The following is a 19,047-nucleotide window of genomic DNA, read 5'->3' as shown; positions in this document are numbered from 1 at the left end:
AACCCGACCACCAAAGTCTATGATTATTTGTAACAATTGAAGGTAAATGGTGTGTATCCTGCCTTCCTTCTTTACGAAGAAAGGTTCTTTACACTATTTACATTTGGTATCGTTTTCTTAACTTTAGCCCACTAAACTTTTAATCGTTGTCATTAAACTTAATAGATATTCCTAGGGTAAAAACCATTACCAAAGCAGACTTTTTAGAGCACTACTTCAAGCCACAAAAACCTGTGATTGTAGAGCGCTATATAGAAGACTGGCCAGCTTACACCAAGTGGACTTTAGATTACATTAAACAAGTTGGTGGCAATATTAACATTCCGCTTTACGATGATAGGCCAGTTGATTATCGCGATGGTTTTAACGAACCGCATGCTAAGATGAAGTTGGGAGAATACATCGATTTACTGAAACGCGAACCAACAAAATACCGCATATTTTTATGGAATGCGCTAAAGGAAATCCCAGAGTTACAAAACGATTTTTCGTTCCCCGATTTTGGATTACGCCTCATGAAAGGCATCCCTATGTTGTTTTTTGGCGGACAAAATTCACATACCTTCATGCATTACGATATTGATTTGGCGAACATTTTCCATTTTCATTTTGAAGGTAAAAAGCAAATCATTTTGTTCGACCAAGGCCAAAACAATTATTTATATAAAATTCCGCATTCGCTAATTACCCGCGAAGACATCGATTTTAACAATCCTGATTTTAAAAAATGGCCCATGCTTAAAAAAGCCAAAGGTTATAAAGCAGAACTTAACCATGGTGAAGTACTCTATATGCCCGAAGGGTATTGGCACTACATGCGCTACATTACACCTGGATTTTCCATGAGCTTACGTGCCATTGCCAGAAATCCAAAAAACTTTGGCAAAGCAGTTTATAACGTTTTTATAATGCGCAATTACGACAATATGATGCGCCGCATAAAAAAACAAAAATGGATTGACTGGAAAAACGAAAAAGCCATAAAAAACACCCATAAGCATTTGTAGTTTTATACGTCGTTATTGTAAAACTTATAATATATTTGCCTTCTAAAATTTAAAACTCAAATGATGAAAAAGTTTATTTTTTTAGTTGCCGTATTAAGCGCTTATTTTGGAAACTCTCAAGCCTTTATTGGCCAAAACGACAATAAATTTCAAGTAGGTACTAATCTTCAGGACAACGGTACCGGACTTAATTTAAGCTACGACTTTGGTATTGGCGAAAATATTTCAGTTGGAATATCATCAACCTACCTTTTAGGAATAAATGACGATTTAAAGAACAACGCCAACGAAGATTTAAACGCTGGTTTTGATAATCGTTTTGATGTTCGCGCCCGTTTTAATGCCAATCTCGGTAACGTTATAAATGTTGATGAAAATTTTGATGTTTACCCTGGTTTAAGCCTTGGCCTTAAGAATTTTGGTGGCCATCTTGGCGCACGTTACTTTTTTACAGATGGCTTTGGTATTTACACCGAGCTTAATGTGCCTTTTGCCAAATATAAAACCGAAACGTTAACCCAGCCCGAAAAACTGCACAACCAGTTTACGGTTAATTTGGGTGCATCATTTAACCTGTAAAAACTTTTTAAGATATATAAAAAGTGGTTATAATCTATAATAACCGCTTTTTCTAGTGCAAATTGGCATTCTTATTTAACCAATTCATTGGCTTTTTCATAAACCAAATGTGATTCCCAGCCCCTGTAGAGCAGATAATCAATTAGTTTTTTTCGCTTTTTAAAAACATCTTTGTCGTGTATCGAATCGGCTTTTTTTTCGGCTAATCCATTGAATACCTCGAAATATTCTATATCCGAAATTTCTGAAAGTGCCTGATTTATATTAACTTTGCTAACGCCTTTTTGTTTTAGCGTAAAAATTAATCGGCGTCGCCCCCACTTCTTGATTTTAAACTTACCGCTTACAAATGTTTTGGCGTAACGTGCCTCGTTAAGAAAGTTATGCTCTAACAAATGGACTATAATCACATCGATAGCCTCGGGTATCATGTGCATAGCTTCCAGTTTTTGCCGAACCTCTTGATGACAACGTTCTTGATACGCACAATAACGCTCCAGCTTTTTGGTGGCTTCTTGTAGCGTATACGTTTTTTTGGGTGCCTGCATGCCCCAAATGTAATAATTGAAATTGATAATAAATTAAAAACTTATAAAACCAAATCTGCTGTACTGAGTAAACCCGAAGTTCAGGTTTTAAATAACTTAACAAGTATGAAAAAAATCACGTTTATTCTTTTTGCTTTACTGACTTTTAATTTAGGGTTTGGGCAAATTGTAGCTTGGGAAATGGATGGAAATACAGGTAGTGAGATTGCAGTCAATGCTACCACCAATGACCTGAATTTAAACATGTCTATTTTAAGTCGTGGCAGTGGCTTGAGCACTGATAACATAGGGGATACTTTTGCTTCAGATACATTTATTAATGGTGGAACTCAGACAGACGCTATTACTAATAACGAATATTTAGAATTTCAGATTTCTGCATCTGCTGGTTATCAAGTTTCATTAAGTACACTTGATGCCATTTTTAGAAGGTCAAATACAGGGCCAAAAACATTTATTTGGCGGTATAGCGTCGATGGTGTTAATTTTATCGACATCGGAAGTGCCTTTTCGTATACTACCGTAGGTGGTAATGGCACGGCTCAAACTCAAATTGACTTATCAGCAATTACTGAGTTGCAAGATGTTGCTTCTGGCACAACAGTAACTTTTAGATTATATGGGTGGGGTGCAACCAATAGCTTAGGAACATTTGCGATAGGCAGATTAGCAGGTAATGATCTTAGCTTAGGCGGCACAGTAACACTAGCACCTTGTCTTGGCGGAACTGTAACTTGGGATGGAACAAACTGGTCTCCATCTAATCCTGATTCAAGCACTAAAGCTATAATTAATGCAGATTATGATTCTTCAACTGACGGTAATTTTAGTGCATGTAGTCTAACAGTAAACGTAACACACAGACTAACCGTAGGCAACAGTAGTTATGTAGAAGTTGAAAACGATGTAACTGTTGATGGCGAGTTATTTGTTGATACACAAGGTAATTTTGTTCAAAATAATGATTTGGGCATTGTTACCAATAACGGTATCATGAGGGTTTACAAAGAAACTGCACCAATGAATGCTTGGTATGAATATACTTATTGGAGCTCGCCTGTTTCTGGTGCTGAGTTTGCAAACGCCATAGATCGTTCTAATCCGGAAAGACGTTATATTTTTAATGGCAAAAACTTTTTAGATTCTTACGCAGAAGTCAATAATAATGATGACACAACAACTCCAGGACAAGACGATATAGATGATGACAACAATGATTGGCAATGGGTTTCTGGAAATACTATAATGGAGCCCGGTATTGGCTATGCCACAACATTAACTAAGCTCGCTTACGATTTTAACCCTGCCCCATCCAACAAAACATTTAGGTTTACATTCGAAGGCGATTTCAACAACGGTGAATATGAAATTTCTATTTACAGAAACGACTCAGAACCAGACGATAACAACTGGAATTTTATAGGGAACCCATATCCTTCTGCTATTGATGCTGATTTATTTTTGGCCGCCAATAGTAATGTTTCTACAATAGATGGCGCCATATTTTTATGGTCGCAAAACACATTGCCATCATCAACAACTAATGGTAATCAAAAACTTAATTTTTCCAATGACGATTATGCCATTATTAATATGACAGGAGAAACGACTGGTGGCGACGGCACTACTGCAATCGTGATGCCTTCTGGCCATAGAGCCATTCCTTCCGGCCAAGGCTTTTTTGTTGCAATGTCCAACTCAGCTCCTGCTAACCTATTTTCAGGTGATATTTACACTTCTGATATTGTTTTTAACAATTCCATGCGGGTTACAGATATTACGGCAAACACCGAGTTTTTTAAAGGCAATGGTAAGCAGAAAAAATCGAATTCGGGTTATAATAAATTATGGGTTGAATTAACTTCCGATAATGGTGTATTTAATCAAATACTGGTTGGTTATTTAAGCGGCGCAACCAATATTTATGACGGAATGGCTTACGATGCACCAAAATACCCAACCCGAGGTGCCGCTTTATATTCTACAATAGAAGGTGCAACAGAGAAATTTGCTATTCAAGGAAAAAATGTTAACAGTATCAATGAGGACGAAGTGATTAAACTTGGTTTTAGCACCACGATTGATGTGGCAACGCTTTACACCTTATCCATTGCAAAGCTGGAAGGCGATTTCTTAAATAACAATTCGATATTTTTAAAGGATAATCAGATGAATACCGTACATAATTTATCGGCTACCGATTATACTTTTACTTCTGAAACCGGTGAATTTAACAACCGTTTTGAAATTGTATTCTCTGACAAGGCGCTTTCAACAACCGATACTTTGGTTTACCCGAGCCAATTAAAAATTATTGAGTTAGATAACCACAATGTTCAGTTTATAGCACCTAGCCAACTAGGTATTAAAACGGTTGCGATTTTTGATTTGTTTGGCAGACAACTTTATAAGTTTGAAGGACAAAACAACTCTGAAATCTACCAGCTTTCAAATCTTAAAGGTTCGGTTTACATTGCAAAAGTGGAGCTTTCTAACGGTGTCATTTTAAGTGAAAAGGCGATTAAAAAATAAATACATCATTACGAAGAGGCACGATGTAGCAATCTCTTGATTGAATAACTACAATTTCAACAGATTCTCACGCTGCGCTCAGAATGACGTTATAAACTATACTTTAAAGCCAAAATAAAATTGCGCCCTGCAGCTGCAATTCCAGAAGAATAAGTTTTGTAGCGTTGGTCGGTTATATTTTCGAAACCAGCCGTTATGGTTGTTGAAGGCACTACATGGTATTGAGCCCTAAAATTGAGCGTGTACCACGATGGGCTATAGGGGTTTCCGTTGGCATCTAAGGCATATATGTAATCTTTCCCAATTTCTGATGGCGCCAATTGATTAAAGGATAAATCGCCATTATAATGGGCAAACACATCTAGCTTTAGTTTTTCTAATTGCCATGTTAAATGGGTGTTTCCAAAATTTGGCGCAATATGCCTTACAGGCACCTCTATGTTTCCAGCCGTTTCGGTTCCACCTATAATATTGTATTGCGAGGTTAAGTTAACGGTTTTGGTTAAGGGCATTTTGAGTCCTACCTCAAAACCATGAATCCAAGCTTTCGATGCATTCTGAATGGCCTGTACATTACTCATCTCGCCGTCATAAAGCACCTCGCTTTCGCCGTTTAGATAATAATCGCGTCTTACTAAAGCATTATCCAAATAGGTGTAATAAGTATTCATATCGAGTATGAGCTTCCCTTCAAAATTTAAGACTAAACCCAGTTCGCCTCCATAGGCATATTCAGGTCTCAGACTTTCGTTGGGCACAACCACCGACCCAGGTTCTGAATCGAATACTTTACCAATATCATCAATATTTGGAGCTCTAAAAGCCGATGACGCATTAAGCCTCCATTGCATTATTGAGCTAGGGGACCAACTGATACCTGCAGTTCCGGTAAGTGCCGAGGCTTCATTTTTTGAAGATTTAAAAGGCAGGTTTAAATAGGTGTTGTTTTCTGAAAAGTCGGCTGAAGAAATCACATGGTTAAACCGTAAGCCCGACTGCAATACAAATTTGGGATTAGGCTTGTACTTGATACTGGAATAGGCTGCAGCTGACTGCCAACTGGCACCATTGGGATATCTTGATACGGCAGGTTTAACTTCTCCGGTTGCGACGTTTTCTTCTGTTCCTTCAGACCAAACTTTGTTGTAAACGTACTCTGCACCATAAAAAAGCCTGGTTTTTGGGCTAATAGTCTTTTCAAAATCTAAATTAAAGGAATAAGCATCAACAGATTCTTCACGGATATTACGTATTGAAGATTGGTAATTTCGGTCCATCCTGCTTTCCTGGAAATTTTGATAGGCCATGGTGGCCTTTACCTTATCATATAAGTTGGAATTACTGCTCAATTTGGTAACTTGTAAGTTGGACATAAACCAATTTTGTGGTCCGTAGTTCCATTCCGCAGAACGTAAATTACCATTTCTGTATCGAACCAATCGATCGTATCGTGGCACATTGGATGTCGTTGAATAAAAAAAACCCAAATCGAAACTTAAATTTTCATGGGGTTCATAATGCGCCTTCTGCATAACATTAAACTGATTATAACCTGAAAATTTTTGATCCAATGGATCGCTGTTTTCCACAACTATATCGCCTTCATCAGTCTTAATCACGTATTCATGTCTCAAATAATCTTGTGGGCCATGGCTTCCCATTCTTAAATCACCGAAATTGGAATATGTGACGTTGGTAATAAAGGCCCATTTTTTAAAACCTAAATTAAAATCGAAATGCCCTGTATTTTCATTATTAGCTGAACTATATCTAACCACAACATTAGACCGAAATTGCAATGAATCGGAATACGAGAGCTTTGGGCTTTGGGTATAAAAACTCATCACCCCACCAATGGCATCACTACCATAAATAACAGAGCCCGAACCCAAGGTAACTTCAGTGTTTTCTATTGAAAACGGGTCGAGAGCTATAACATTTTGAAGATTTCCGCCCCTAAAAATAGCATTGTTCATTCTTACGCCATCAACGGTAATGAGCAACCGGTTGGTTGAAAACCCTCTTATCATGGGGCTTCCACCTCCCAACTGGCTCTTCTGAATATAAACTTGCCCAGTGCTTTCCAATAAATCTGCACTAGTTTGTGGGTTTGTAAGTTGGATATTCTTGGCACTGACATTGACGATTTTCTGCGGAACGTCCTTTCTACTCTGTTTAAATTTTGATGCCGATATAACAATCTGTTCCAAACCTTGAGTGTTTGAAACTAAAAAAACGCGATTGGATTTCCCTATTTTCTCTTTGGTTAGTTTTTTTAAAACATGCGAAAGGTGTTTAAAATAAATAACTTCTGTGTTTAAAAACTCATCAAGCTGGGCCTCGCCCCTAAAATTGGTAATAACACTTTTGGACTTATCTATATTATATATAGCCACACCAAAAATAGGCTCTTTGGTGGCACTGTTTAGTACTTTTATATTTTGGGCATAAAAAGATATAGAAATCAGAAAAAGGAAAAATAAAGAAAATTTAAACTTCATGTTTTTAACTAAAAACTTGATTTAATATCTGTAAAGATTTTGGATTTTTGAAACTACCCAAATGTAACTCGTAATATTTCAAAATCATTGCTAAAAAAGCCTGTCTTTGTCTAACATTGATTTTTATATTATTTAATGTATCAAATGTTGTGCCCAAAAGGTTTTTTAATAATATTAAATTATCGCCATCAAAGCTATATTTATTACTAGGTTTCAACTCAAATCTGCCTTCTTGCAAATTAAAATGATGCCATTCCATATTAGTTAGATCTGGGTAAAAACCCAAATACTTAGTAAGTTTTATCAAAAATAACAAATGAAAATTGGAATATTCAAATTGCGTATCGAGCCATAAAAGCGCGCTTTCCAAAAAACTATAGAGACTTTCGTTTTGCTCCTCCTCCTGCAATGTACTTGAAAGCACCTCGGATAAAAACATGACGATAGCACTTTTCAAAATATTGGTGTGCAAACTTGTATAAATGTGGTTTGGTCTAACCTCTTTAAGAGAATGCAGAGACCTATTGTTTTTATATGCAGTAACAATTTGTAACTGAGATAGCAATTGAAAATAAGCCACCTTAGTATTTCCCTTTTTACTTTTTAATACACCCCTAAGTAAAAAACTCACTAAGCCCAATTGTTGGGTGTAGCATTTAACAATCAAGTCGTTGTCTTTGTATCTTAATTTAGAGAGAACAATGGCGTTTGTAGTAATAAGCATTATCTCACCACCATTAATTTTAAGACTTTGGTTTCGTAAGTTTCAAGATCTGAAAGCATTACCAAATACACTCCGGAAGACACAACATTATTGGCTAGGTTTTTTCCATTCCAGTAAGCCGTTCCACCATCAATTTCTAAATTATAACCTGTATATCTTTGGTTAGTCCTAGACTGGGCCTCAGCCACTAAATTCCCTTCAATATCGGTAATTTTAATATTTACGTTTTCTGAAATATCTTTGATTTTAACCTTCTCTTCAACTATATCGAAGTTGGGACGAACTGGGTTCGGGTAAACATGTGCGCTTTCCAAGTCTTCTAAAGTACCAGAACTACCCGATTGAAAAGACACTAAGCCTTTTGTGGTGGCGATATAAACGGTACCATTATTTTCATCTAAAGAAATATCCCTAATGCTGTTTGATGGCAATGGTGAATTATCTTTTGTAAAATGGAATATGGTAGTTTGACCGTTTGGAGAAAAGTAAAACAAACCCGAATCAACAGTACCAATCCATTTATTATTGGCGCCATCAACTTTAATATCAGAGATGTATTGTTGAAACAGTAATTCTTTTGCAACACCGTCTTCTTCAATGATAATTTCATCTACCTCAGGTGAGTTATCATCAAAAAAATTGCCCGTGTTGTATAATACGCGTATTCCCCGCTCAGTACCAATCCATAATTGGCTTCTGTTATCTAAAGCCAAAGCTGACACAGGCGAAGGTAGCATGTTTTCTTCTTCTCTAAAAATAGCCTTAATACCACGATCACCTAAATTTTCGTTAAATGCAATAACCCCAAAACTAAAAGCTGAAGCCATCCATTTGGTATTGTTATTGTCAATTACAATGTCTCCAAAACCGTTATTATCAGATGGGTTTGCAATAATATCTTTAAGAGGGTACGATTTCCATTGGTTATTTGATGGGTTGTATGACTTTAATTGGTTTTCGATTAGTCCGCTAGTTAACCATAGTAAGCCATCCTTATCAAAAGTTGAAGGCCCCACTCTTATATCAACATAATTTGGGTCATTGGGAAGAATCAAGGACTCTAGGCCACTATTGGTTTCATTATATAACACAGTGGGTACATCATCATTTACTTCTAGCAAACCACTAAAAAACGAACTGATAAAGACTTGATTATTATTGAACGGATTAACAGCAATACTATTAAGACATTTAGCCTCAAACAATTCAGAATACCTATTATTAACCCATTTTCCATTACTTAAGTGACTAATGCCTCGACTATTTAATGGATAAGGGTTGTAATACAAACCATACTCTCCATAGGCAACCCACAAACCATTCGGCTCGGTTTGGATAGAAAAAGGAATATTTAATAATGGCCCATCTGGATGGATCTCTTCAAAGGTTACTGGGTTCAAGAAGGACGTTTTTAGAATTCCGAAATCGGCAGAACCTATGTAAATATATTCAGAATCGATTGTCCCTACAGTATATTTGGTATCAAAAGAATCATTAATCGGAATTTCTGAGATTACATTAAAATTTTCATCGTAAACCCAAACCTTATTTGTCGTTGTAACAATTAAATTACCGTCAACAAATCTTAAATCCTTAGGAACAGACGAGTACGAAGACAACTCACTTATGTTATCATTTATAATTTGATAAATCTTATTGTTTGTATTAATGGCAAACAAATTATCGTTTCCTGTTTCTATTGAACGCCAATTGCCGGAATTAATGGTTTGCCAATTTTGAAAATCGATAAGATTGGGGCTATCCACCAATGCTTTTTTTATACCAGTACCATCAAGACAGGCAGCGAAAATATAATCACCCAAGACAGCTGTTTGACTTACATTAACTTGGCCACCACTATTACCAATAAAATAAGTATCACCAAACTCCAATCGCTCTAAATTAAAGACAGAAATACCAAAATTTGTAGAAACGTGAATAACATTTTGGTAGAGGTTAAAATGATTAATCTTTTTGTCTTTGGCGGGTATAGTTGGTTTTTCCAGAATATCGACAATAGATAGTACCTCATCATCATTATCGAAAACAATTTCAATTAGTCCGTTTTCATAACCCACAACCAAAAGTTGGTAATCTTCACTATAGAATATTGTTGAAATAATTTCACCTGAAAGACCGTTTATTGTAGTGATTTCGGTCATTTCATTAGTGTCAGTATCTAGGCTAAATATGGCATTTGTTGCAGCTACATAAATCTTGTTATTGCCCTGAGCGACATCCTTTATTTCATAATAAGAAAAATGCCCTTCCCAAAGTGCCGAAAAATCTTGGGCAAACACTAGCAGCGGAGCAATACAGGTAAAAAAACATAAAACTCTTTTAAACATGATAATTATTCGAAAGTTCAAATATATTTATAAGTAACGAGTTTTAGTTGAAAATAATATATTTTTAAAAAAAAAGCCTCCTAAATTAGGAAGCTTTAATTTATATGAAGTTTCTTTAAACAATACCTTGAGCTAACATCGCATCAGCTACCTTTACAAACCCAGCAATATTGGCACCTTTAACATAGTCAACATACCCGTCATCGTCCTTGCCATATTCCAAACAAGATGCATGGATGTCGTACATAATATCTTTTAATTTAGTATCAACCTCATCTCGTGTCCACTTATATCTCAAGGAGTTTTGAGTCATTTCCAATCCAGACGTAGCCACTCCTCCTGCGTTAGATGCCTTTCCTGGCGCAAATAATATTTTAGCTTTATGGAATACCGAAATAGCACCATTAGTTGATGGCATATTGGCACCTTCACTTACGCAAATGCAACCATTTTTGATAAGTGTTTTGGCATCATCTTCCTTTAGCTCGTTTTGAGTAGCACAGGGTAACGCCACATCGCAAGTCACATCCCACGGTGTTTTTCCTTTATGGTATTCTGCGTTAGGATACTTATCCAAATATTCTTTTATTCTACCTCTTTTTTCATTTTTTAAACGCATCACGAAGGCCAATTTTTCTTCGTCGATACCATTGGAATCATAAATATAGCCACCAGAATCTGAAAGCGTTAAAACCGTTCCCCCCAACTGAAGGACCTTTTCTGCAGCATACTGGGCCACATTTCCAGAACCAGAAATAACTACCTTTTTCCCTTCAAAACCATCTTCTTTAGTTTCAAGCATCTTTTGGGCAAAATAAACAGTACCATACCCCGTGGCCTCTGGCCTAATTAGAGAACCACCCCAAGACATACCTTTACCAGTAAGCACACCAGTGAACTCATTTTTTAGTTTTTTATACTTACCGAACAAAAAACCAATCTCTCTTGAGCCTACACCTATGTCGCCAGCGGGTATATCAGTATTTGGCCCAATAAACCTGAATAATTCACTCATAAAAGCATGGCAAAACCGCATAATTTCGTTATCACTTTTCCCTTTAGGGTCAAAGTCGCTACCTCCTTTGCCACCGCCCATGGGCAATGTGGTTAAACTATTTTTAAACACTTGCTCAAAGGCCAAAAACTTTAAGATACTGGCATTAACGGAAGGATGAAAACGCAAACCACCTTTGTAGGGACCAATTGCAGAATTCATTTGCACTCTATACCCACGGTTCACTTGTATTTCTCCACTATCGTCAACCCAACAAACCCTGAATGAAATTAATCGTTCTGGTTCGACCATTCTTAGAAGAATATTTTTCCCATAATATATATCGTTATTCACTATGTAAGGGATTACGGTCTCCGCAACCTCTTCAACTGCTTGTAAAAATTCGGGCTCGTGGCCGTTTCTTTTTTTTACAAGTTGCAAAAACTCATCAATAGTCTGTTTCATACTTTCTACTATATAAAATTTAAAAAAAAGCAATTAATAGCTACAAATATACATTATCTTCAAAAAAAATACATTATTTTTTATAATTTCACAATAAATATTTTATCATATTCTAGCTGAATTTATTACTATTTGTTTCTATTCCTAGTTTTTATATATTTGTCCCTAGTAACGCCCTCTATAAAAATTATACCTTTTTATGCTTAACTTAAAATCTTTGGTTTGTGGGCTTTTACTGTTTGCTTATGCTCAAACGGTCTTTGCTCAACTGGGTTTTTCTCACGAAATAGGGGTTATAGCAGGCCCTGTAGAGTTTCGTTCCGATTTTGGCAGTAGAAATGAGGAAAAAACAAATTTAGGAAACACCGGGATTGGTATTGGGCTTATTCATTACATTAGTTTTGCCTACAGTGCAGACTGTAACTGTTACACTACAGACACCTATTTTAATGACCATTTTAAATTAAGAAGTGAAATATCTTGGAATAAAACAATTCTCGACCATCATGGGTTTTGGGTACAGCCTGATAAAACTAGCGTTGAAGCAGATAAACTTCGAGCCCACAGCGGTGTAGCAGAAAACTTTGATATTGGAATGCAATTGGAATATTTCCCATTAAGTATTCGTTCCTTTCAAGCCTTTGCTTATAGATTTGCACCTTTTGTAAGTTTAGGCGCGCATTACACATCTTTTAATCCAAAAGCTAAAACCAAATACAACAACCCCAATCCTAATGCATACGGTGACATTTACGACTCTTCAAATTTTTACACGTATTGGTTTGATCAACAAACATATACTCCAGGAGTTGACCCTTATCCAATTAGTGAACAAAGTGGCAGTACGTGGTCTGTTGTTTCAAGTGTTGGTGTACGCTATAAACTCACAAAACTTTCAGACTTAATGCTTGACCTCAGATGGCAATACTACTTTAGTGATTGGATTGATGGCTTAAATCACAACTGGAGGGATTATGACAGAAATGATGATTGGTTGGTTTGGCTAAATTTTGGCTATGTTTATTATTTGGATTAAGCAATATCCTCCCTTCCTTCTCTGGTTTTTCATATTTTAACAACAAGTTTTTATAGATCATTAAAACACATTAATTACCTTTAAGGTTAAAATATAATCTTGTGTTATGTTCAAAAATCACTATTCCCTTATTATCTGCATTTTTCTAGCTTTTTCATCTTGTACTGATGAAGTTAAAACCTCTTTTTCTGAAGTAAGTATTTCAACCAAAACCAATCATATTGTTGAGGTGAACGTTCCTGAAGCTATAGGCAACAAAATAATAGCTGACCAAATAAATGGCGAGATAAGCAAGTCTATATCGAAAGCATTATCCATAGGTGAACCAAACAGCAACATTTCAAAATCCATTAAAGAAAGTATTGATAATTTTAATAGTGAATACGAGCAATTCATAAACGATTTTCCAGAGACCGAAATACCATGGGAAGCACAAATAGACGGCGAAGTTGTTTATCAATCACCCGAAATTATAAGCATTGCCATTACTTCTTACGTCAATACGGGCGGAGCTCATGGGATATCTAATATTTCCTTTTTAAATTTTAATGCTGAAAATGGGCAAAAGTTAACCAACGAGCAGTTAATAACCGACATCTCCGCATTCAAAATACTGGCCAAACCCTATTTTGACAAAAGCATTGCTGAAAAAGACAATGCCGTTTTTGATGCTAAGGATTATCAATTACCAGCCAACATAGCTTATACTAAAGACGGTTTGGTCTTACTTTACAACACTTACGAAATTGCGCCCTATTCCACTGGAATTATTGAATTTAAAATTCCTTTTGAAAAAGCCGAATCGTATTTAGTCTTTAACAGCCTTTAAAAGTGCCAATACATAACCGTAATGAATGCCCTCGTGCGCTAAAATAAATTGCAGCGCTTCATCTATATTGGTTAGTGTATTGCCGGTTGTTGAAACGGTATAGGAATTATAATTTTTAAAAAGTCTGTTATTGTAATCTTCTTCAGTTTTTTCTATACTTGAAAAAAGCAATGCTTTTATTTCATCTACCTTCTCCTGAGAAACACTGCCTTCGGGTTTAGAATCCTTTCTGTAGCTATCAATCATTTCACCTGAAACATTTGGCTCTAAACCAGATAGTTTATATGCTAGCAATTGTTCGGTAACCACAACATGACCGATATTCCAAATAATATTATTATTAAAACCTTCGGGAATTTTGTTTAAGTCTTCCAAAGAATTATTCTCTATTATTTCACCAAAAATTTTGCGAATATTGTTTAAAACCTGAAATGTAAAATCCATCTTATTTAATTTTTCGATAAATATAGTTTTAATTTGTTTTTTAGAAACATATCATCTTATGAAAAAAGTATACTATTTAAAAACCTGTAGCACATGTACTCGCATTTTAAAAGAACTCGATTTATCTTCAGAATTTGTTTTACAAGACATAAAAAGTGAGGAAATAACAGTTAAACAATTGGAAGACATGCAAAAACTTGCTGGAAGCTACGAAGCTCTTTTTAGTAAACGGGCAAAGCTTTACAAAGAAATGGACCTGAAAAACCAAAACCTAACCGAGCGCGACTTTAAAAACTATATTTTACAGCATTATACTTTTTTGAGCCGACCAGTAATTATTATATATGAACAAATATTTATCGGCAGTTCTAAAAAAACGGTTGAAGCCACAAAAACCGCCTTAGGAAATCAGTGAACTATCGCCCATAATGATTACAAATTTTAAATACGGCACAATTTAAATGTATTAAGTTAAGTTAAACCACTCTTATGAAGTAAATTATTAGGAGAAATTAAGTTTAACGAATAAAACAAAAAATCATGAACAATAACGGAAGTACATTTTTAGGCATAGTAGCCGGAACCGCTTTGGGAGCAACCTTAGGCATTTTATTTGCACCAGACAAAGGAAGCAATACCAGACAAAGAATAGCTGATGAAGCTCAGGCCACTAAAGATAAATTGGCAGAAAAGGCAGACGCCTTGAAAGAACAGATTGCAACCACTGCGAGCACAAAAAAAAGAGACATTAATGAAGATATTGAATCTATAGTTTCTGATGCCAGCTATAAAGCTGAGGATGTTATAACAGCCCTCGAAAGCAAACTTAAAGACTTAAAAGCAAAGAACAAAAGGCTACAAAAAACGTCGTAATAAATGAGTTTAATTGATTCAATTAACGAAACAAACGCTCAAGCATCAAAAGTAGGCAAAAAGTATCTCGAATCCTCCTACAAGTACTTTAAACTAAAAATTTTTGAGCAGTTAACCATTTCTGTTGGCATGGTATTGAAGATTATGCTTATAGGTGGTCTCGCCTTAATTGGCGTTAGTTTTATGGCAGTGGCTCTGGCTTTTTCAATCGGTAGGGCATTTAATAGCCTAAGTTTAGGATTTGTTTCTACCGGAATTTTATTTTTAATCCTGTCGTTAATATTATTCCGATTAAGAAAGCATATCAACAATTATGTAATTAAGAAATTATCGAAAAAATTTTTCAGTTAATATGAAAACCTATCACAATTCTGAAAGCCTTGAACGCGATCTAAAAATTTTAGATTTAGAACGGCAAATCGCTTGGGAAGAATTAAAATCAATAAAGCAAGAGTATAAAGAAAGTTTCAAACCTTTAAATTGGGTTCAGTCTGCCCTGAAGATGATTGGAAAATATGGTGGATTTGTGCTATTGAAAAAATTAATGAAATAGAAAAAAATAATGCTATTCTAGTAAATACCAAAAACAAAAAGTCCTTGCTGAAAAGCAAGGACTTTTTAAATTAACGTTGGCCTACTAGGGCTCGAACCTAGACTCTTCTGGACCAAAACCAGACGTGTTGCCAGTTACACCATAGGCCAATTCCGTTTGAGGGTGCAAATTTAGTACAAAGTTTTATTTGTACAAGTATTTTATCAAAAAAATAATTGTAAAGACTTAACGTTTACTTAAAAACATTTGCATTAAAGTATTTATTGTTAAATTCGCCCTTGTAAATAAACACAGATATTCATGGCACATTTCAACTTTAAAAAATGGAATATCATTTTAGGATGGTTCTCTTTTTTAATTGCGCTTATCACATACAGTTTAACAGTTGAACCTACGGTAAGTTTTTGGGATGCCGGAGAATATATTTTAACCTCGGCCAAACTACAAGTGGGCCACCCACCAGGAGCACCACTTTTTCAAATGTTGGGAGCGTTCTTTTCGATTTTTACTTTTGGAAATACCGAATTAATTGGTTGGATGATGAACATGATGAGTGCCGTTGCCAGTGCATTCACCATTCTGTTTATGTTCTGGACCATTACTCTGCTTCTTAAAAAAATAGTCGTTACCACTGAAGAAATGTCTCAGAACAAAGCCATGGCCATTTTGGGTAGTGGTTTAGTTGGCAGTTTAGCCTTTTCGTTTACCGATTCTTTTTGGTTCAATGCCGTTGAAACTGAAGTTTACGCGATGGCCACTTTAATCATGTCCATTCTATTTTGGCTAGGTCTCCGCTGGGAACAAGATATGGACAAGCCACGCGGTAACCGCTGGCTTATTTTAATTGCCTTTGTTATTGGGCTTTCATTTGGGGTTCACTTCATGGGATTATTAACTATTCCTGCAATTGGGCTTATTTATTATTTTAAAAATTATAAAAAGGTTACTGTAAAAAACTTCATTATTGCCAATGTGGTTTCTGTTGGTATTTTATTGTTTGTTTTCAAATTATTGGCTCCCAATATTCTTAAAATATTTAGTGCTACTGAAATATTCTTCGTTAACACTATTGGCTTGCCTTTTAATTCAGGATCCATATTTGCCGGTATTGTTTTAATTGGCTTGATTAACTACGGCTTGCGATTTACACGTAAAAAAGGGTATGTGCACCTCAACACAGGTATACTTTGTGTCACTTTCATCATTGTTGGCTTTTCGTCTTGGTTGATGCTGCCCATTCGGGCTAATGCCAATGTGGTGATTAACGAAAACAACCCGTCGAGTGCCAGGGAGCTTCTAGCTTATTATAATTTAGAGCAATACCCCGAAACACATTTGTTCTATGGGCCACAATTTACTGATCAATATGCCTATTTAGACGAAAACAACCCGTACATAGACGATAAACCAAAATACGAAAGAGACGAAGAAAAAGGTGAATATGTAGTTGTTAATGACTACAAAAACGCCAAACAAAATTATAACTCTGAACATGCTTCTATTCTTCCGCGTATGTGGAGTAGCGAACATGCCGAAAATTACATGATGTTCTCTGGTTTTCTAGATTTTAAGTTGAAGCCCGAGTACCAAATGCAAAACGAGCTTCGTACTTCAGTGAGCAATTTCAGAAGAGATGTAAACAGAGGAAATGTTGACTACGAAGACTATCATAACTTCCTAAAACAATTTAAAGAATATATAGACATAGAAAAACCGTCGTTAGCCAGTAATATCGAGTATCTTTTCGAGTACCAATTGGGCTATATGTACTGGCGTTACTTTATGTGGAATTTTGCTGGAAGACAAGACGACATTCAAGGTAAATACGATAACCACGGTAATTGGATTTCGGGTATAGAGCCCCTGGATGAATGGCATTTAGGCCTTTCTCAAGATAATTTGCCAAGCGATGCAAAAAACAACAAAGCCAGAAACACTTACTATTTGCTACCTTTAATTTTAGGCTTAATTGGATTTTTCTTCCTATTCAATAAAGACAAAAAGTTATTTTGGGTAATGTTGGTATTTTTCCTTTTTACAGGGGTCGCCATACAGGTTTATACCAATGTTAGGCCATTTGAGCCAAGAGAGCGCGACTATTCTGTGGTTGGTTCTTTTTACGTATTCGCACTTTGGATAGGCTTTGGAGTTTACGGTATCTATGATGCACTAAAAACTTATATTCCCCAAAAACTCGCCGCTCCAATAATTACGGTGGTTTGCCTCATATTGGTTCCTGGTATTTTGGCAGCGAACAATTGGGACGATCACGACCGATCCAACAAATACACAGCTAGGTCTATGGCCAGAAAGTATTTGGACTCTTGTGCCGAGAACGCCATATTATTTACTATTGGCGACAACGACACTTTTGCGCTTTGGTATGCCCAAGAAATAGAGGGCTATCGTACCGACGTACGTGTTGTCAATACCAGCTTGTTCCAAACTGATTGGTACATTGACCAAATGAAACGTAAGGCATATGAGAGTGACCCTATTCCGTCGCAACTTACGCACGACCTTTACAAATATGGCACCAACGATTATATTGTTATTCAACAAGTTATTCCAGATACATTAACAGTTAAGCGTTTTTTAAATTTTGTTGCCAGTAAAGACCCAAGAACAAAATATAAGCGCATATTAGAACAACGTGGTGTTGATATATCGCAGGTACGTTCACAAGATTTAAATGCTACATACTTGCCTACGCCACATTTACGCATTCCTGTAAGCAAAGAAAATGTGCTAAAATCGGGTATCGTAAAACCAGAAAACGCGGACGACATTGTACCTTATATAGATATTACCGTTTCCGGTGGAGCCCTTTATAAAAACCGTTTGCTCATGCTCGATGTTATTGCTAACAACGAATGGAAACGCCCCATATATTTTACTGGCGGAAGCTTTGGTGATGACGATTATATATGGATGAAAGATTATTTACAACTCGACGGACTCTGTTACAAGCTTGTTCCTATAAAAACGGCAATTGACCGTGCCAACCCTTTTGACATGGGCCGTGTTGATAGTGATTTAATGTATGAAAAAGTGAAGAAATGGGATTGGGGTAACAGTGGTAGCCCTGATATTTACCACGACCCAGAAACACGTAAAAATTCCATTACCTATCGAGGAAACTTGGCTCGTTTAATCCAACAACTTTTAAATGAGAAAAAACTGGATAAAGCAGAAGAAATTGCCGATATCGCTATGGAAAATATGCCAGTAGAACATTTTGGATTCTATACCTTACTAGAACCATATATTGGAGCATATTACGAAGTTGGAAGCAAAGAAAAGGCCCGAACACTGTTTAAAAAAGTGGCTCAAAAATATCAGGAAAACCTTAAGTATTACGGCAGTCTTAAAACCCGAAATCAAGAACGTCTATTTGAAGATATTTACACGGATATTAGCCGTTACAAAGCACTTGTTGATGTATTATCTAGGTACGATAAAGAGTTTGCCAAAGAGGAAGGTAATATCTTTAATAACTATTTAAGATCATTCAGCCATTTTTACGGAGGTGAAGAACCTGAAGTTGAACCAATAGAGAGAGACTTACCACTAGATACCAGTTTACCAATTGAAATGGATAGTGTTAACTAATT

Annotated in this window: 16 protein-coding genes and 1 tRNA gene; 10 read left to right on the top strand and 7 right to left on the bottom strand. The window is 36.0% G+C overall.

Features of this window, described 5'->3' with window-relative positions; genetic code table 11:
- The first annotated feature begins 146 nt into the window (after window positions 1-146).
- Window positions 147-1,007 (top strand): cupin-like domain-containing protein, encoded by an 861-nt coding sequence (locus tag ACIEHO_RS10145; protein ID WP_406971283.1) that lies wholly within the window; start codon window positions 147-149, stop codon window positions 1,005-1,007.
- A 63-nt stretch (window positions 1,008-1,070) separates the two neighbouring features.
- Window positions 1,071-1,586: a DUF6646 family protein gene (locus tag ACIEHO_RS10140; RefSeq protein ID WP_406971281.1), complete on the top strand. Its 516-nt coding sequence runs from the start codon at window positions 1,071-1,073 to the stop codon at window positions 1,584-1,586.
- A gap of 71 nt (window positions 1,587-1,657) precedes the next feature.
- Here the strand turns inward: ACIEHO_RS10140 and ACIEHO_RS10135 are convergent, their stop codons facing one another.
- Window positions 1,658-2,134 carry a regulatory protein RecX gene (locus ACIEHO_RS10135; RefSeq protein WP_406971279.1) on the bottom strand — a complete coding sequence of 159 codons (477 nt, stop codon included), beginning with the start codon at window positions 2,132-2,134 and terminating at the stop codon, window positions 1,658-1,660.
- A 105-nt stretch (window positions 2,135-2,239) separates the two neighbouring features.
- Between ACIEHO_RS10135 and ACIEHO_RS10130 the strand changes: the two genes are divergently transcribed.
- The gene (locus tag ACIEHO_RS10130) at window positions 2,240-4,666 is read left to right on the top strand and encodes a T9SS type A sorting domain-containing protein (protein ID WP_406971277.1); all 2,427 of its coding nucleotides are present in this window, start codon (window positions 2,240-2,242) and stop codon (window positions 4,664-4,666) included.
- Between the two features lie 89 nt (window positions 4,667-4,755).
- Here ACIEHO_RS10130 and ACIEHO_RS10125 read toward each other — a convergent pair whose 3' ends face one another.
- The 4 genes from ACIEHO_RS10125 to gdhA all read right to left on the bottom strand — a co-directional run bounded on the left by ACIEHO_RS10125 (window position 4,756) and on the right by gdhA (window position 11,698).
- Window positions 4,756-7,167 carry a TonB-dependent receptor plug domain-containing protein gene (locus tag ACIEHO_RS10125; RefSeq protein ID WP_406971275.1) on the bottom strand — a complete coding sequence of 804 codons (2,412 nt, stop codon included), beginning with the start codon at window positions 7,165-7,167 and terminating at the stop codon, window positions 4,756-4,758.
- A gap of 4 nt (window positions 7,168-7,171) precedes the next feature.
- A complete protein-coding gene (gene recO, locus ACIEHO_RS10120) occupies window positions 7,172-7,891 on the bottom strand; it encodes a DNA repair protein RecO (RefSeq protein WP_406971273.1) in 720 nt (239 codons plus the stop codon).
- Entirely contained in the window at window positions 7,891-10,239 is a 2,349-nt protein-coding gene (porZ, locus tag ACIEHO_RS10115) for a type IX secretion system anionic LPS delivery protein PorZ (protein ID WP_406971271.1), read from the bottom strand. The genes recO and porZ overlap by 1 nt, the downstream gene beginning before the upstream one ends.
- 115 nt (window positions 10,240-10,354) lie before the next feature.
- Window positions 10,355-11,698, bottom strand: a complete 1,344-nt coding sequence (gene gdhA / locus ACIEHO_RS10110; protein ID WP_406971269.1) for an NADP-specific glutamate dehydrogenase — start codon at window positions 11,696-11,698, stop codon at window positions 10,355-10,357.
- Between the two features lie 199 nt (window positions 11,699-11,897).
- Here gdhA and ACIEHO_RS10105 point away from each other — a divergent pair, with 199 nt between their 5' ends.
- Entirely contained in the window at window positions 11,898-12,734 is an 837-nt protein-coding gene (locus tag ACIEHO_RS10105) for a THC0290_0291 family protein (protein WP_406971267.1), read from the top strand.
- 106 nt (window positions 12,735-12,840) lie between these two features.
- Complete coding sequence (locus ACIEHO_RS10100; protein ID WP_406971265.1) at window positions 12,841-13,563, top strand: DUF3298 and DUF4163 domain-containing protein; 723 nt, start codon at window positions 12,841-12,843, stop codon at window positions 13,561-13,563.
- Here ACIEHO_RS10100 and ACIEHO_RS10095 read toward each other — a convergent pair.
- Window positions 13,543-14,007: a DinB family protein gene (locus ACIEHO_RS10095; protein WP_406971263.1), complete on the bottom strand. Its 465-nt coding sequence runs from the start codon at window positions 14,005-14,007 to the stop codon at window positions 13,543-13,545. The genes ACIEHO_RS10100 and ACIEHO_RS10095 overlap by 21 nt on opposite strands.
- A gap of 58 nt (window positions 14,008-14,065) precedes the next feature.
- Between ACIEHO_RS10095 and ACIEHO_RS10090 the strand changes: the two genes are divergently transcribed.
- The 4 genes from ACIEHO_RS10090 to ACIEHO_RS10075 all read left to right on the top strand — a co-directional run bounded on the left by ACIEHO_RS10090 (window position 14,066) and on the right by ACIEHO_RS10075 (window position 15,433).
- Entirely contained in the window at window positions 14,066-14,422 is a 357-nt protein-coding gene (locus ACIEHO_RS10090) for an arsenate reductase family protein (RefSeq protein ID WP_406971261.1), read from the top strand.
- 125 nt (window positions 14,423-14,547) lie between these two features.
- Window positions 14,548-14,880, top strand: a complete 333-nt coding sequence (locus ACIEHO_RS10085; protein WP_406971259.1) for a YtxH domain-containing protein — start codon at window positions 14,548-14,550, stop codon at window positions 14,878-14,880.
- Between the two features lie 3 nt (window positions 14,881-14,883).
- Complete coding sequence (locus tag ACIEHO_RS10080; protein ID WP_406971257.1) at window positions 14,884-15,231, top strand: hypothetical protein; 348 nt, start codon at window positions 14,884-14,886, stop codon at window positions 15,229-15,231.
- Between the two features lies 1 nt (window position 15,232).
- Complete coding sequence (locus ACIEHO_RS10075; protein ID WP_406971255.1) at window positions 15,233-15,433, top strand: hypothetical protein; 201 nt, start codon at window positions 15,233-15,235, stop codon at window positions 15,431-15,433.
- 76 nt (window positions 15,434-15,509) lie between these two features.
- On the opposite strand, the gene ACIEHO_RS10070 is transcribed toward ACIEHO_RS10075, so the two are convergent.
- Window positions 15,510-15,582, bottom strand: a tRNA-Gln gene (locus ACIEHO_RS10070).
- 151 nt (window positions 15,583-15,733) lie between these two features.
- On the opposite strand from ACIEHO_RS10070, the gene ACIEHO_RS10065 reads away from it, so the two are divergent.
- Window positions 15,734-19,045 (top strand): glycosyltransferase family 117 protein, encoded by a 3,312-nt coding sequence (locus tag ACIEHO_RS10065; RefSeq protein ID WP_406971253.1) that lies wholly within the window; start codon window positions 15,734-15,736, stop codon window positions 19,043-19,045.
- Window positions 19,046-19,047: the final 2 nt, after the last annotated feature.

It is taken from the genome of Flavisericum labens (genome assembly GCF_045446075.1).
Classification (GTDB): Bacteria; Bacteroidota; Bacteroidia; order Flavobacteriales; family Flavobacteriaceae; genus Flavisericum; species Flavisericum labens.
Note: the sequence above shows the minus strand (reverse complement) of the source record. Positions and strands in the feature narration are given on the sequence as shown.

What these genes read in the sequence shown, in the direction of transcription:
- gdhA (WP_406971269.1), bottom strand. Translation starts at nt 11,698, where the DNA reads ATGAAACAGACTATTGATGAGTTTTTGCAACTTGTAAAAAAAAGAAAC.
- ACIEHO_RS10100 (WP_406971265.1), top strand. Translation starts at nt 12,841, where the DNA reads ATGTTCAAAAATCACTATTCCCTTATTATCTGCATTTTTCTAGCTTTT.
- ACIEHO_RS10065 (WP_406971253.1), top strand. Translation starts at nt 15,734, where the DNA reads ATGGCACATTTCAACTTTAAAAAATGGAATATCATTTTAGGATGGTTC.
- ACIEHO_RS10080 (WP_406971257.1), top strand. Translation starts at nt 14,884, where the DNA reads ATGAGTTTAATTGATTCAATTAACGAAACAAACGCTCAAGCATCAAAA.
- ACIEHO_RS10140 (WP_406971281.1), top strand. Translation starts at nt 1,071, where the DNA reads ATGAAAAAGTTTATTTTTTTAGTTGCCGTATTAAGCGCTTATTTTGGA.
- ACIEHO_RS10090 (WP_406971261.1), top strand. Translation starts at nt 14,066, where the DNA reads ATGAAAAAAGTATACTATTTAAAAACCTGTAGCACATGTACTCGCATT.
- ACIEHO_RS10075 (WP_406971255.1), top strand. Translation starts at nt 15,233, where the DNA reads ATGAAAACCTATCACAATTCTGAAAGCCTTGAACGCGATCTAAAAATT.
- ACIEHO_RS10105 (WP_406971267.1), top strand. Translation starts at nt 11,898, where the DNA reads ATGCTTAACTTAAAATCTTTGGTTTGTGGGCTTTTACTGTTTGCTTAT.
- ACIEHO_RS10095 (WP_406971263.1), bottom strand. Translation starts at nt 14,007, where the DNA reads ATGGATTTTACATTTCAGGTTTTAAACAATATTCGCAAAATTTTTGGT.
- ACIEHO_RS10085 (WP_406971259.1), top strand. Translation starts at nt 14,548, where the DNA reads ATGAACAATAACGGAAGTACATTTTTAGGCATAGTAGCCGGAACCGCT.
- ACIEHO_RS10130 (WP_406971277.1), top strand. Translation starts at nt 2,240, where the DNA reads ATGAAAAAAATCACGTTTATTCTTTTTGCTTTACTGACTTTTAATTTA.
- ACIEHO_RS10125 (WP_406971275.1), bottom strand. Translation starts at nt 7,167, where the DNA reads ATGAAGTTTAAATTTTCTTTATTTTTCCTTTTTCTGATTTCTATATCT.
- ACIEHO_RS10135 (WP_406971279.1), bottom strand. Translation starts at nt 2,134, where the DNA reads ATGCAGGCACCCAAAAAAACGTATACGCTACAAGAAGCCACCAAAAAG.
- recO (WP_406971273.1), bottom strand. Translation starts at nt 7,891, where the DNA reads ATGCTTATTACTACAAACGCCATTGTTCTCTCTAAATTAAGATACAAA.
- porZ (WP_406971271.1), bottom strand. Translation starts at nt 10,239, where the DNA reads ATGTTTAAAAGAGTTTTATGTTTTTTTACCTGTATTGCTCCGCTGCTA.